Annotated in this window: 15 protein-coding genes; 10 read left to right on the forward strand and 5 right to left on the reverse strand. The window is 27.5% G+C overall.

Going from position 1 to position 15,367, the window contains the following annotated elements:
• Positions 1 to 4: 4 nt before the first annotated feature.
• The 4 genes from XO11_RS01295 to XO11_RS01305 are packed head-to-tail and all read right to left on the reverse strand — an operon-like array spanning position 5 to position 3,016.
• A complete protein-coding gene (locus XO11_RS01295) occupies positions 5 to 376 on the reverse strand; it encodes a hypothetical protein (RefSeq protein WP_014295711.1) in 372 nt (123 codons plus the stop codon).
• Positions 373 to 2,322: a ferrous iron transport protein B gene (feoB, locus tag XO11_RS01300; protein ID WP_014295712.1), complete on the reverse strand. Its 1,950-nt coding sequence runs from the start codon at positions 2,320 to 2,322 to the stop codon at positions 373 to 375. Before feoB ends, XO11_RS01295 begins: the two co-directional genes overlap by 4 nt.
• Before the next feature lie 3 nt (positions 2,323 to 2,325).
• Complete coding sequence (locus XO11_RS10385; RefSeq protein WP_075780137.1) at positions 2,326 to 2,544, reverse strand: hypothetical protein; 219 nt, start codon at positions 2,542 to 2,544, stop codon at positions 2,326 to 2,328.
• Between the two features lie 16 nt (positions 2,545 to 2,560).
• Complete coding sequence (locus tag XO11_RS01305; protein ID WP_014295714.1) at positions 2,561 to 3,016, reverse strand: FeoA family protein; 456 nt, start codon at positions 3,014 to 3,016, stop codon at positions 2,561 to 2,563.
• Between the two features lie 392 nt (positions 3,017 to 3,408).
• Between XO11_RS01305 and XO11_RS01310 the strand changes: the two genes are divergently transcribed.
• Genes XO11_RS01310 through XO11_RS01335 form a run of 6 tightly spaced genes read left to right on the forward strand, consistent with a single transcriptional unit; the run spans position 3,409 to position 10,447 of the window.
• Complete coding sequence (locus XO11_RS01310; RefSeq protein ID WP_175418032.1) at positions 3,409 to 6,045, forward strand: O-antigen ligase family protein; 2,637 nt, start codon at positions 3,409 to 3,411, stop codon at positions 6,043 to 6,045.
• The gene (locus XO11_RS01315) at positions 6,042 to 6,296 is read left to right on the forward strand and encodes a hypothetical protein (protein ID WP_014295716.1); all 255 of its coding nucleotides are present in this window, start codon (positions 6,042 to 6,044) and stop codon (positions 6,294 to 6,296) included. The genes XO11_RS01310 and XO11_RS01315 overlap by 4 nt, the downstream gene beginning before the upstream one ends.
• Entirely contained in the window at positions 6,293 to 7,168 is an 876-nt protein-coding gene (locus XO11_RS01320; RefSeq protein ID WP_014295717.1) for a DegV family protein, read from the forward strand. The genes XO11_RS01315 and XO11_RS01320 overlap by 4 nt, the downstream gene beginning before the upstream one ends.
• Positions 7,168 to 9,510 carry an ATP-dependent DNA helicase RecG gene (gene recG, locus XO11_RS01325; RefSeq protein WP_175418033.1) on the forward strand — a complete coding sequence of 781 codons (2,343 nt, stop codon included), beginning with the start codon at positions 7,168 to 7,170 and terminating at the stop codon, positions 9,508 to 9,510. Before XO11_RS01320 ends, recG begins: the two co-directional genes overlap by 1 nt.
• Before the next feature lie 11 nt (positions 9,511 to 9,521).
• Complete coding sequence (rsmD, locus tag XO11_RS01330) at positions 9,522 to 10,070, forward strand: 16S rRNA (guanine(966)-N(2))-methyltransferase RsmD (protein WP_014295719.1); 549 nt, start codon at positions 9,522 to 9,524, stop codon at positions 10,068 to 10,070.
• On the forward strand, positions 10,070 to 10,447 hold the full coding sequence (locus XO11_RS01335; RefSeq protein ID WP_014295720.1) for a late competence development ComFB family protein: 378 nt from the start codon (positions 10,070 to 10,072) through the stop codon (positions 10,445 to 10,447). The genes rsmD and XO11_RS01335 overlap by 1 nt, the downstream gene beginning before the upstream one ends.
• On the opposite strand, the gene XO11_RS01340 is transcribed toward XO11_RS01335, so the two are convergent.
• Positions 10,448 to 11,008 (reverse strand): hypothetical protein, encoded by a 561-nt coding sequence (locus tag XO11_RS01340; protein ID WP_014295721.1) that lies wholly within the window; start codon positions 11,006 to 11,008, stop codon positions 10,448 to 10,450.
• Positions 11,009 to 11,089: 81 nt separating this feature from the next.
• Here XO11_RS01340 and XO11_RS01345 point away from each other — a divergent pair, with 81 nt between their 5' ends.
• The 4 genes from XO11_RS01345 to XO11_RS01360 are packed head-to-tail and all read left to right on the forward strand — an operon-like array spanning position 11,090 to position 15,362.
• Entirely contained in the window at positions 11,090 to 13,129 is a 2,040-nt protein-coding gene (locus tag XO11_RS01345; protein ID WP_175418034.1) for a CBS domain-containing protein, read from the forward strand.
• Positions 13,122 to 13,454: a hypothetical protein gene (locus XO11_RS01350; RefSeq protein WP_014295723.1), complete on the forward strand. Its 333-nt coding sequence runs from the start codon at positions 13,122 to 13,124 to the stop codon at positions 13,452 to 13,454. Before XO11_RS01345 ends, XO11_RS01350 begins: the two co-directional genes overlap by 8 nt.
• Positions 13,441 to 14,007 carry a DUF4416 family protein gene (locus XO11_RS01355; protein WP_014295724.1) on the forward strand — a complete coding sequence of 189 codons (567 nt, stop codon included), beginning with the start codon at positions 13,441 to 13,443 and terminating at the stop codon, positions 14,005 to 14,007. The genes XO11_RS01350 and XO11_RS01355 overlap by 14 nt, the downstream gene beginning before the upstream one ends.
• Entirely contained in the window at positions 14,004 to 15,362 is a 1,359-nt protein-coding gene (locus XO11_RS01360) for a hypothetical protein (protein ID WP_175418035.1), read from the forward strand. The genes XO11_RS01355 and XO11_RS01360 overlap by 4 nt, the downstream gene beginning before the upstream one ends.
• The last annotated feature ends 5 nt before the right edge of the window (positions 15,363 to 15,367 follow it).

Genomic DNA, 15,367 nt, shown 5'->3' on the forward strand with positions numbered 1-15,367 from the left:
TTAATTATATATTTTTTCCAGCTTTTTTTAGATAATTAATTTCATATACCATAACTAAAATCATAAATAAACTAAAAACAAAAATGTCAATTTTAAATATAGGAGGATTCTCCTGACTTGTATAAACTGCAAGCCATCCAAATATGTATTTTAATATCTCATATATCCCTATTAAAACAGAAATAATACCACTAACGATAATATGTGCGGAACGATGATACCATATATTTTTTATATCTTCCCAAAATCCAAAAAAAGCTATTAATGATACAGTAATATAGGAAAGGAAAATGAAATTATCATATGAAAAATTTATATAACCCATTATTAAAGACATAATTCCTATTATAATGAGCAATAATCGTTTGTTTTTCATAATATAAAACCTCCAATCCAATATACAAGATTGGCAAGGCCATAAGCTACCAATAATGTATAAAATAATTCAAAGAACATCCATTTCCAGCTATTTGTTTCTTGTTTAATTACACTAAGTGTAGCAAAGCATGGAATATATGTCAATACAAAGAATATTAAAGCTAAAGCTGAACGTTCTGTTAAAATAGTTCTCAAAGCATATGAAATTCCGTCTTCTCCAACGTTTAATATGGTCATATATGATGATGCAACAACTTCTTTTGCAACAGCTCCGAATAATAAGGAAATATTTGTTTGCCAATTCCATCCTAAGTGCATTGTTATAGGTTCAAAGAATTTACCAAGCATTGCTGCATATGAATTAGCTATATCATTATTATTTGGAAAATAAGATAAAAGCCAGATAAAAATAGTTGCGATTAATATAATTCCTCCAGCTTTTTCAAGGAAATGTTTTCCTCTATTCCATGAATATAAAGCAAGATTTCTAAATGTAGGCATTCTAAAACGTGGCAATTCTATTGTAAATGGAACTTCTTCACCACGGATAAAGAAGATTTGTAATATTTTAGCTGAAATTAAAACTAATAAAATACTGGTAATATATACAGAAAGCAATATAAATGCAGCATTTTTATCGAAAAAGGCGCTTATTAAAAGTATAAATACAGGTAATCTTGCTGAACATGAAGCAAATGGGATACTTAAAATTAAAGCCATTCTTTCTTTCTTATTGGCAATAGTTTTTGTTGACATTATTGCCGGAACACTACATCCAAATCCTAAAATTATTGACATAAAAGAACGTCCGCTAAGACCGAATTTTCTAACCAGTTTATCAACAAGAAATGCGGCACGAGGTAAATACCCAGATTCTTCTAAAAATCCCATAAAGAAAAATAGCACGAAAAGTTGTGGGATAAATACTAAAACTCCGCCAACTCCACCGATAATTCCATCTACAATCAATGAATTTAACCATGGAATTTGAATCTTACCATCAATTAAGTTCCCTAATGCGCTAAATCCCATATCAATTAGATCAGAAAGAGGACTGGCAATATTAAAGGTTAAAGAAAATACAAAATACAATGCAATAACATAAATTAATAACCCTAAAACTTTATGTGTCATTACATGATCTAAAATGTCTCTCATTGCCCAGCTTCTACCTTCTTCAACGACAGCGCTGTTTATAAGAGAAGAGATAAATTTAAATTTCCAGTTCATGAATTCTGATTTTAATTTATTCATATCGAATTTTTTGTTAATATGTTCTATTAACTCTTCAGGATAATGAAAGTTTTTATTTCCAAATTCAAGATAGTATATTGCCAACCATCTTGAATCATATGAATTTAACATGGAATATTTTTTCACTTCATTTATAAATTCGTTTATGTACTCATTGATTTTATCTGTATAAAGAAAATTTTTCGCAGGAACATGTTTTGTTTCAGCAGTTTTATGAATTTCTTCAAGTAATTTATCAATACCAATATTTTTCTTCGCAGAAGTTAAAATTACGGGGATATTCAATGTTTTTGAAATAAATGAAGGATTTATAACCTTTCCTTTTGCTTCAGCTTCATCAATTGAATTTATTGCCAGAACAACCGGTAAATTCATTTCTAAAATCTGAGTCAAAAGATACATTGAGCGTTCAAGGTTTAATGCATCAGCAACAACGACTACAGCATCAGGAGATTCATTTATTAAATAATCACGTGCAACCTTTTCATCGTCACTTTGGGCTGAAAGCGTATAAATACCGGGTAAGTCAACTAATTTAAAGTTGTGTCCCATGTATTTAAATGAACCAACCTTTTTTTCTACAGTAACTCCAGGCCAATTGGCAATATACTGCCTACTTCCAGTAATAATATTAAATATAGAGGTTTTACCTACATTTGGATTACCTATTATGGCTATTTCAAAAGTCATATCTTACCCTCCACAACTTTTTTTATTGCAAAAACCTTTTAAAGGACAACTTTCACAGGTTAAGTTCATTGATTCAAAAGTGTTTATTTTGACACCGTTTGATAATAAAAAAGGATAAATAATGTTCCAATCAGTATCAGAAAGATTAAAATATCTTTTTATATCATCAGTAGATACATTTTCCTGTTGACTATTAATATACTCCATTATTTCGTTTACCATTATTCCACCAGCTTTATTATCTGATTTTTCTGAGAATTATTTTTCTCGACCTTCCTTTACCAAATCCTATTTTTTTACCATTTGCATTAATTAAAACCTTTCCATAATTATTGCTTAAAACCTGAATTTTACTGCCTATAGTAATACCTGTCTTCTCCAATTCTTTTTTTAATAACATTCCGCCTTTAATCATAAAAACTTCATACATTCCCGGACGTGCCTCATCCAAAGTAATATATTCTTCAGTAACATCAACAAAAATACGCTGAGCTTCGCTTTTTCTTATCATGATTTTATTATCTTCAATTTTAAATACCATTGGGTCACCAAATGGTGATTCATGAACATAAGTTATTTTCTTACCAGGCAATACCCCCATGGCAATAAATCTTTCCTTTATTGAATCTTCAAAATCGAGCCTTACAATTATTCCATCCATTCCTATTATTAAACTGCTTAATGGTATTATCATGACGAATTCCTCCTACATAGAATATAAAAACAAAATCAAAAAGTGTTGTGATATTTTTCATTACTATTATACTCTAAATCTGTTAAAAAGAGTCAGAATTAGAGCAAAGGTATTATTACCTATAAAGAATAAAAAATATTTTTTTATCTTTTACCGCAAAAAATCTTTCTTGAAAAAACAAATTCTTTTCTAAATAAAATTTATTTTTACATATTATTATTTTTTATTAACATATAATTTTGCAGCTAACCGATGAGATAATTAAATGACAAAAATTTAATATAACCAGGCATATTATATAACATTTTTATTGATTTTAGATGTAAGTATTTATAATTTTTGTGGTATGATAAAATGGTAAAGATAAAGATAATTACGGAGGAGGAAGTAGTATGAATGTCAGGTCAAAGTATCCAGCTGATATTATGGCAATGGGAGTTTTCTTTTTAGTATTACCATTTTTAATGGTGCCATCATGGGTTTATGAGTATTCAACACAAAAACATCTCGTTTTTGCTCTTTTTTATACCGCTATGTTTTTTGTTTATTTGTTCAAGCTTAATAAAGAAAAATATGAAATTTCTTATTCTCTAAATCACATATATTTCTCGTTATTTGGTCTGGCGTCTGTTTTTTCTTTGATAAACGTATTTATACAAAATAAATATTATTTCAGATATTCTTTTGAAGTAGCTTTATATATCTCAATAATTGTTTTTGTATCCTATATTTTAACAAATAGATTTGGAAAAGACTTCAAATTTATTGAAGATGCGCTGTTTATATTCTTAATAACTGGTTTTATCATTGGCGTAGATGGATTATTAAATAAATTTTTCGGATATGATATATTTTTTGGGAAATATGGTGATCCTTCCCAGAGAATAACCTTAAGAACAACAATAGGAAATCCAAATTTTGTTTCAGACTACATGGGACAAATGATTCCAATAGGAATATATTTTGCATTATCAAAAAACTCTTCTCTTTTAAAAAGAGTCTTTAGTATTATCTCAATATTTGTTATGTTCTGGGTATTATTATTTGCACAAACACGTTCAATTTATTTATCTTTTTTCCTTGGAATGGCAATATTTGCAATATTCTTTTCAATTAGTTTTTTAAAAAATAAAAACGATGAAGATATTAATTATATAAAAAGCAAAAAGTTTTTAATTCCGATGATTTTAATTATTCTTATAATTTCCTTTTTATTAATTATGTTCAATATTCCATCACCATTTAACAAGGGTGGGGAAGTTGTTGCAGCAAAGAGATTCGAAGCAATTACATCGGTATCTTCATGGGATGAAAGAACTTTATCCTGGCTTGCTGCTGTTGAACAGTGGAAAGACCCAAATCATCTATTAAATAGATTTATAGGTGGAGGAATTGTCACTTATCCTGTTTATGCTGTAAGATATATGGCTGATATTCAGGCAAGAAACCCTGAAAAATTTTATTATGCATGGAACAATTTTAAAAGAGCTCATAATGATTACTTACAGGTTTTAGGTGAAACGGGTTTATTTGGTTTTATATCAATAATGTTATTATTATTTGGTTTAATAACTGTTTTCTTTAAAAGAGTTTTTAATATTAAAGACTTCAATAAACTTTTAATGTTCAATTTATTTGCATGGTCACTTACAATTGTAGCAATTCATAGTGCAACTGAATTCCCAATGCATTTACATCCAAATATAATGTCCGCATTGTTTATTATTTCTGTAGCTGTTTCAGAACAGTTTGGAGAAACAAAAAAAGTATCAATTTCTTCTAAAACATTAAAGAGTGTATTTGTTGTATTTTTTATAATTGGAATTCTTGTATCATTTTTAAAAATCAATTCTACAGCGGCAGAAATCTACTTTAAAACCGCCAATGCAGAATATATGAAAATTGATGCTTATCAAAATGTAGTTAAAAACCAAATTCCAAATATAATAAATCAAATTGATACTCAAATAAGTAAATTAAAAAATTATAAAGTATCAAATCCGCTTGAATTACAAAAGATTTCTTCAGAAATACAGAAACTGGAAGATGAAAAGAAAAAATATCTAAATACAAAAAGAGAATATGAAAATAAAGCTTTTGAATCATATAAAAAAGCAAAAGAATATTTCTTAAAATCATTAAAAGCTAATCCAGCATTTGGAAAATCTGGATTTTATCTTGCGCAGTTACTTGCAAAAACGCCATATAGGTTAATGGAAATTGATTATAATAAATTAACTGATTATATGGATATGAAATATCCTGAATATGATTTTATGCTTAAAAAATTCGAAGGCGCATTAGACTTAATGCCGTATTCTTCATCTCAGATTAGATTTACTATAAAAAATCTTTATTTATTACTTAAAGAAAAAACAAACGGAAATCCAGAAGTATTACAGGCACTTGCATATATACAAAGTTTACAGGATGAAATTGATCAATTAAAAAGTAATTATACATCTTTTAATGAAAAAAATGCGTATAGATTAATTTCAAAATTAAATGTTATCATTTTCCAGAATTTAAATAATCTAGAACGATATTTTAATGAAGATAAAAACATTGTTGAAGAGATAGAAAAGTTAAAAAAGCATTACTATACTCAATTTGTGTATTGGTATGATAAAACAATTGAAATACTGCCAGGAGGATGGAATAGATTTCCTGAATGGGAAGATGTATATACCGAATACATGAAAATAATGTTTAACTTTAATGGCTATATAGGTATGGAAAAAACAATAAATAATATTTTAAAAATAGCCGAAAAAGAAGCAAAAGCAGATTATTATATGATGAAAAAAACAAGAGGAATACCTGATAAATCTTTTGCATTTTTTGAAGATCTCTATTTTTATCTAAAGTCAAATGGTAATTCGGAATTGGCAATAAAATTAGCGGAACATGTAACAAAATTTTATTCAGAAGTTTATAATTATAATTTACTATATTTAGAGAGATATCCTGATACACGTTATAAATCCAGAATAGAAAATTTTAAAAGGGTGTATGAATTTTTAAAATGAGATTGGCAATAATTCTTTTAACAATAATTATAGTCATAAATTCAATAACTTTCTATTTCTATTTAAATGTTAGACAGCGTGAAAATCTAAAATCAAAATATAATATTTTTGATGCATATTTAAAAGTAAGATTTTATGATAAATTACTCATGTTTATGAACAATCATTCAGAAATAAAAGAAGTAAAAATAAATAATTTGATTTTTAAACGAGAGGGTAATTATATAGTCGTAGAGGAGGAACAAAAATGAAAAGGGCAATAATCGTAGATTCAGGATGTTCTCCGACACCTGACTGGATTGAAAAATATAATCTGAAATTTATGGGAATGAAGGTATATATTGATGGAAAAGAATATACTGATGGTGTAGATCTTTCAAAAGAAAAATTTTATGATTTAGTAGAAGGTGCTGAAGAAATTCATACCGCTCAACCATCCTTAAAGGAAATAATGAATATTTATGAGTCATTAAAAGAAGAGGGATATGATGAAATTGTTGATATTCATTTTTCATCGAAAATGTCAGGGTTATACAACACTGCTAATATGGCAAAAAATATGCTCAATGATATTAATCTAAAAATTGTTGACACCAAAATGGTTTCAATAGGAGCTTCTCTTGTTGCGAGAAGAATTGTTGAACTCTTAAATGAAGGAAGAGAATTTGAAGAAGTTAACGAATTAATTCCGAAAATTATAGATAATACATTTATGGAATTTTCTGTCCCAACATTAAAATATCTTATTAAAAATGGAAGGATTGGAAAAGCAGCAGGGATGGCAGGAACTTTATTAAAAATAATTCCAGTATTAACTGTTGAAGATGCTGAAATTACTCCGTTAGCTAAGGTTAGAGGTTTAAATAAAGCATATAAAACTATGTCTGAATCATTGTTTGAATTTATAAAAAATAAACCTTATAACATTAAAATATATAAAATACACGGATTTGAAAGCAATAAAGAACAGGAAGAAAAAGTGTTTAACATGTTTATGGACAAATTCCAAACACTTGGCTATGATTACGAACTAATTGAAGGTAGAATATGGCCAACAGTAGCATGTCATAGTGGTCCGGAAGTATTCGGGCTTGCAGTATATGGGGAGGAAAAACCCTTATAATGAATATAGAAGACTTTTTTAACGGTCTCGAAGCTAAATTAAAAGATGCTTTAAAAGAAAAACTAAAATGGGAATATTTATTTAAAGAGTTATATAAATATTCCGCCAATTATATAAACATAATAGAACAGGAGAAGGGCCTAAAAGAAAAAATAGGCTCTTTTCTTGGTTATTATAAACCTATAGCTAATCTTTCAGATGAAAGGCGTATAAAAAGAGCTTTAAATGGTTTAGAACTAATAGAAAAATTGAAATATGAATATCTAATTGATTCACCAGAAAAACCATATAAAGATATGCCATTAGCTACAGATATTAAATTTATCAAAGGTGTCGGCAATAAACGTGCAAAAATATTAAGAGAATTTGGTATTAATTCAATTGAAGATACATTTTATTTTTTCCCGAGAGATTATGAAGATAGAAGAGAAATTAAACGTATTATTGATTGTTATCATGGTCAAAATTGTCTTGTTGTTGGTAATATAGTAAATTTTGAAGAAAAAAATATAGGAAGTTTAAGAATATTATCATATGCTCTTGAAGATAAAGATGGGAGTGTTTTAATTCTTACATGGTTTAATCAGGAATATATAAAAAAATTTATTCAAGTTGGATTAAAGGTTGCAGCCTATGGAACAGTTGAAGTGGAGTTTGGCAGGAAAACCATTAAAAATCCTGATTTTCAGATAATAACTTCTGAACAAGAAGTTCAAACTGGAATTCTTCCAGTATATCCTTTAAAAAGAGGTATATACCAAAACAATATGAGAAACATTTTTTCAGAAACAATTCCCTATGTAAATTATAAAGAAGAATTTATTCCTGAAGAAATCAAAAATAAATATAAATTAATAAGCTTATCCAGGCGAATAAAAGGGATACATTTTCCAAAGAGTTTTTTTCATTATGAAAAAGCCAAAGAAGCTTTAAAATATGAAGAGATTTTTTTATTTGAATTTTCAGTATTAATGAAAAAAAGATTAATTAAAGAAAAAATAGGTATATCTAAGAAAAATGAAGGGAAATTAATTGAAGAATTTAAAAAGATATTATCTTTTAAATTGACTAATGCTCAAAATAAGGTTTTTAATGAAATAAGAAAAGATATGGATTCCAAAGAACCTATGAACAGACTATTACAAGGAGATGTTGGTTCAGGAAAAACTGTAGTTTCAGAAATGGCATTATTATACAATTATGAAAGTGGTTTTCAGGGAGCAGTGATGGTACCAACCTCTGTACTCGCTAAACAACAATTTTTAAAAATTAAAAAACATATGGAGAATTTTGGGATTAACGTGGAATTATTATTGGGTGAAACAAAAAATTCTGAGAAAAAAATTATTAAAGAAAAATTAAAAAATGGTGAAATAGATATTTTGATAGGAACACATGCATTAATTCAGGAAGATGTAGAATTTAAAAACCTTGGTCTTGTTGTAATTGACGAACAACATCGTTTTGGAGTAAAACAGCGTTTAAGCTTAATAAATAAAGGGGTAATGCCTGATATCTTATTTATGACAGCTACCCCAATTCCCCGAACGCTCGCCATGACATTGTATGGAGATCTTGATGTTTCAATAATTGATGAAATGCCATCTGGAAGGAAGAAAGTTAAAACAGTTTATGCAACAGAAGAAAAAATAAATGAAATATATAAATTTATAGAAGATGAATTAAAACAAAAACACCAGGTTTTCTTTATATATCCGCTAATTGAAGAATCTGAAGCAATAGATTTAAAAGCCGCAACGGAAATGTATGAAGTATTAAATGAAAGATTTAAAAAATATGGTGTTGAACTATTACATGGTAAAATGAAATCACAGGAAAAAAACGATATTATGGAACGATTTTCCAAAAAAGAATTCTTAATCCTTGTTTCTACAACAGTTGTGGAAGTTGGTGTTGATATTCCAGATGCTACCGTAATTGTTATAGAACATGCAGAACGTTTTGGTCTATCACAATTGCATCAATTAAGAGGAAGAGTTGGAAGAAGTAATAAGCAGGCTTACTGTTTCCTTGTTGTTAGCAAAAAAACAACTTCTGAAACACGAGAACGCTTAAGAAAATTTGCTCAAACAACAAATGGATTTGAAGTTTCAGAAATGGATCTGCAATGGAGAGGGCCTGGAAAATTCTTTGGCACTGAGCAGCATGGATTACCAGATTTTAAATTTCCTGATATATTAAGCAATCCAGAACTTATAAACACAGCAAGAAAAGATGCTAATGAAATATTGTCCAAAGATCCCGATTTAATAAAATATCCTGCATTAAGAGAAGAAATATATAAACGATATGGGAAAAAATTAAAAATGTTAGAAGCGTAGGTGAAAAAGATATGTTATCAATAGAAAGTGGAAGTTTAAGAGGAAAAAAAGTAATGACTGTTAATGATAAAAGAACACGTTATACACCGGCAAATGTAAGAAGAGCTATATTTAATTTTGTTGATGTGGAAGATATGAAATCTCTTGAAATATTCGGAGGTTCAGGAATAGTTACTTTCGAATTTTTAAGTTCAGGAGCCACAGATGCAACTATTATTGAAGCATCTAAAAAAGCCTGTTCTACTATATTAAAAAATGCAAGGAATTTAGGAGTTAAAGACAAAATAAATTTAATATGTTCTGATTTTAGAAATGCTATTGCAAAATTAACAGAAAAATACGATATAATATTTATGGATCCACCTTTTCAAATGGGACTTGCAGATGAAGCAATGAAAAAAATTAGTGAAAACTCTAATATATATGATGAAGATACTTTAATCATAGTTGAACATTCAAAAAGAGAAGAAATTTCAGAAAAATATGGTGAACTTGCAGTATATAAGGTGTATAATTATGGTGATATAAAACTAACATTATTTACAATGGGGGGAAAATGATGATTATTGAAAAGTATCATATTACTAATGTAATGGAACATATAGTTGAAGAAATAACCAATGAAATGTTTGCGATGCCAAATATCGATATGTGTATATGCGACAGATGTAGAGCCGATGTTATTGCACTGGCATTAAACCATCTGCATCCAAAATATGTAGTCACTGAAAAAGGTAGATTATATTCAGAATTGCAAAATTACACATTCCAGACAAGAGCGGAAGTATTAACAGAAGTATTAAAAGCCATGGAAAAGGTAAAAGAACATCCTTCACACCCTAAAGAAGAATCTATATATAGAAATGAAGAAAATATAGATCTTGACGAACTTGAAAAGCATTTTGAAAATATAAGTAATAACAAAAAAAATAAATAATTAAAAATACGCAGAAAAAATCATACCTAAAATAGACTCATTCTGGGAAATGATTGTATTTCCCAATTTCATCATTATTAATTGATTTTCTAAAGAACGAATTTTTTCTTCTAATTCAGATTTTATAATTGGATCAGTTTCACTTTGTGCATAATTTTTCAAACGTTTTATTAACATTTCCATTTCCAGGAGTTTTTTATCCTTATTTTTTGTAGGATTTAAAGAATTTTTTTCATCTTTATCACTTTCGGGATTTAATGGATTGGAATTATCCGGATTTAACGTATCATCAGATTTTTTATAAGCAACTTTTACTTCTGTTTTTCCAGCAACAGCAGCCAGAAAGGCACCTCGCTTTTCCATATCAAGCGAGATTTTGCTATAAATTATATACCCGCCGTTTTTTGCGGCTTCTGCTTTAAAACGTACTAAATTTGAAGTTTCTTGGGAAAGAACACGTAAAATACTCAATGATGCAGGTGCTCCCGTTGAAAGACCAGGTTCTCCGGGATCAAGTTTATATCCAAGAATTGGATTTACAGCATCAGGATTTATTCGCATATTTTCAACTCCTAAGTTGAAAACTCTAATACTTTAGAATAAACATATACTTAAAAAGTTCAAATAAAGAGAGATGGGAAGATGGACAAAATAATTGATGAATTGAAGAAAAATTCACAGATAATTAAATTTAACTCTTATAATGTGTTTTTCTCATATATTGAGAAAACGCTAAATAATTATATAGATAAGTATGTAAATTCAGAAATTTTTGGAATTTATGATATTTACATAATTTTTATTATTGAAACTCATGAAAAAATAAAAGTTATAATAAAATCTGCAAATTCGGATATAGATATCAATAAATTAAAGAAATACTATAAAATAGATATGTTATCCCATAATATGATTTCATTTGAAAGCTCAATAAAATCACCGGATATTCTTTTGAAAGAAATCTTAAATAACATAGATAATATCTGTATTCCAAAAATTAGAGCACAAGACATTATGTCTTCACCTGTAAGAACAGTATTATCAGAAGAACCAATAGAAAAGATATATAAACTTATGATACAAACTGGACATAGCGGATTTCCAATTATTGAAAAAAATGAATTAATTGGAATTGTTACCAAAAAAGATGTTGAAAAAGCTATAAACCATGGTCTTGAAAAAGAGCCTATAAAAAAAATAATGTCAAAAAAGATAATTTCCGTTTCACCTGAAACCTCTATTGAAAAAATTAGAGAAATAATGGCGGAAAATGGAATAGGAAGAATTCTTGTTTTAAATAAAGAGAATCTTCTTATAGGAATAATTACAAGAAGCGATTTAATAAAAGGGAAATTTTTTCACAAATCACCTGCAAAAATAATAATTGACTATACCAATACTCTTCATAAAAAAAATATTTTAAAAAAGATGTTAGAGATTATAGAACCAAAATATCTAAATCTTTTAAGATTACTCGGAATATATGGAGCAGAACTTAACTTTCCAGTATATGTAGTTGGAGGTTTTGTAAGAGATTTATTATTGGGAAAAAAGAATTACGATATTGATATAGTTATTGAAGGTGATGGATTAAAGTATGCAAAATACGTATCTAAAAACCTTAGAACAACATTTGTTGAACATAAAGAGTTCCATACAGGTTCATTATTCTTTAAAGATGGATTTAGAATAGATATTGCAACTGCACGTGTTGAATATTATGAAAAACCTGCTGATTTACCAAAAGTTGAAATAAGTACAATAAAAAAAGATCTTTACAGGCGTGACTTTTCAATAAATGCAATGGCTATAAAATTAAATCCAGAAGAATTTGGTGTATTATTTGATTTCTTTGGATGTCAAAATGATTTAGAAAATGGCATAATAAGGATTTTATATAATTTAAGTTTTATTGAAGATCCAACAAGGATTTTAAGAGCAATACGTTTTGAAAGAAGATTTAATTTTAAAATAGAAGAAAGAACACTTGAATTAATGAAAGAAGCTATAAACAATAATTATATTGAAAAAGTTACCGGAATGCGTTTGAGAGAAGAATTAGAAAAAATATTATCTGAAAAAAATGTAATAGATTCTATTATTGAAATGGGAGAATTATCAATATTTGATCATTTATTCTGGCATTCAAAATATAAAAAAGAAAAAGTAGAACGCTTTAAAAAAATACTTAAATTTAAAAAATGGTTTGAAAATAAATGTAATATAAAAAATAAGAAAATTAAGGATTTCCATATATTCTTATATAGCTATTTAGCCTGCGAAAATGGAGAGGCGGCGATATATGCAACTGAAAGATATGGGTTGCCAAAGAAATTTATAAATAACCTGAACAGATTAAACATCATAATAGAAAAGTTTAAAACTTTGCCATTTAAATGGAAAAATTCGGATTTTTATAATATTTTAGGAGATATAGATGATGAATTGAAGATTGTGATTTCTGGTTTTTTAACCAGTAAGGAAATGGAGGAAAAATATATAAAATATCTTAAGGCCATTTCAAATTTAGAATTAAAAATTACAGGAAAAGATATCATAAAAAAAGGTATTTCAGGAAAAAAAGTCGGAGAAATATTAGAATATATAAAAATCAAAAAACTTGATGGTGAAATTCAAGATGAAAAAGAATTTTTGGAACGTTTGGTGATATCAAATGAATGAATATAAAATATACATGAGTATATCAGCTTTTATCATTATCGTTTCACTGATTTTAGCTGTTAAAATACTTCAAAACTCAGCAGATTTAATATATATTGCTTCATCTCAAAAAATTCCAGTGGAAATTACAAATAATGGAACAAAAACTGTTTTTATAAACGATGAAATCTTAAAACCTGGAAATACAAAAAACCTAATAATAGGAAAAAATGAAAAATTTATTATTAAAGACAATTATGGAATAATTACTGTAAAAACTTACGATAAAATATATAAAATTAAACTCAAAAAATTTGAGGTGGTGGTCGAAGATGGGAAAAATTAAAGATATTGATAGAGTTAATTATGTCATACACTTCTTTTCAGCTGGTAATACCGATTACTGGTTATATACTGAGGGAGTATATAATGAACTTGTAAAACATTTTGGAGAAATAGATTATATTTCAGATGAAATTGACTTTCAAAAATATACATATTATTACAATATGGAAATGGGGCAAAACGTTAAAATAAAAGCGCGAATGATAAGTTTTAAAAACCTATATTCGCCTGGATTTCTTGCAGAAGCTAAAACAATAACAAATGATATAGAAAAAAAATATTCTGTTGATGGAAAAAGAAAGGTAAATCTTGATATTGGTTATGTTCATCATATGCAATTTGTTTTAGCGAGTACTAAACCATGGGGTAATAGAATCTATTTATCCAAAGGAATTTATGCCGAAATAACCTTAATGTATGTATATGAACAATGGAAGGCTTTTGACCATTCTTATCAAAATTTTAAAGATAAAGAATACCAGGAAGAATTAACAAAAATAAGAAATCTATATCTTGAAAAAAGAAAAAAATGGCTGGCAGGGAAGATTAGATGAAGAAAATAGTATTAATATTTTTTATAGCAATCTTAAATACTATATTATTTAGTTCCGCAAAATTACTTTTTCCTGGAACAATCGAATATTATTATCAAAAATCGTTAAACATGTATGCCGGTATTCAATATACCGGTTTTCCTTTATTATACAAAAATGATTCAGAATACAAATCTTCAATTTTATTTAAAATACCCCTGGGTTACGAAAAAAGATTAGAAAATACAGTAATATTTGATGGTGGAGGATATTCTACCCTTGAAAAAGATGAAATATTTTTTAGTGATATGTATAAGGAATATTATTCATGGTTGGATTTTGGCTTTGAATTCTATCATAATAAAAATTTATATGCACAATTTATTGTTGATTTTAAAGAAGGAAATTCGCCTTACTTTAAATATAAAAGCATGAACATTTATGATATATACAAAGATGCATCAATCTTAACTCGAACAACTCTAGACACACCATCTCTTAGTTATCTCAGTTTAAACGAAAAAAAATGGAGCATGGTACTTGGACGTACTCCTATATCATTAGGTCCTTTAAAAAACTCACTTTTAATATCAGATGCATCTAAATACTATGAAAATATAAATTTTAAAGTAAAATTGCCTGATATTACCTGTAATTCCATATTAATTTCAATGCAGCCAATGATGACAAAAACGGAATACGAAAAACAATTTTCAACAGATGCAACACTTGCCTTTAAAGAAGTATGGGTAAACAGAATAGATTATGAAAGTTACGCAATAAACATAGGACTTTCAACCTTAGGATTATATGGTGGAGAAATTCCATCTACACCATTTGATGTAAAAAATGCTTTAGCAGGTATTGACATTCAATATCAAAAAATGCCTTTTAGATTGTACTTTCAAGATGCATATAATCCTATAAAACAAAAAAATAGTTACGGATATGGTGTGGAAATATTATTAAAACCTTTAAAAGAACTATTTATTTCAGGACAATACGAATATTATTCTGTAGATGCTGGAATATACGAAGACGATATTCCATATAATAGATTATACAACCGTTCACTTGAAATAATAAATGACCCGGGAGCAAGATATTTTTATGATTATCCCCTTGGATTTAAATATGATGAAAATTCAAAAGCAACTTCCATTTCAGGATATATTTCTTCAAAAAACTGGTTGTTATACTATGAAAATGAATTTGGGATATCTTTTGGTGAAGAATTTAAAGTACAAAAAATAAAAGGGATAATAAATATACCTTTAATTGAAAATCTTGAATTTAAATATATTAATATGGAATACGGCGATGAAAGATACAATATATATTCAATATTTACAACAATACCACTTAAATTAAAGTAATAGAG

It is taken from the genome of Marinitoga sp. 1138 (assembly GCF_013363265.1).
Classification (GTDB): Bacteria; Thermotogota; Thermotogae; order Petrotogales; family Petrotogaceae; genus Marinitoga; species Marinitoga piezophila.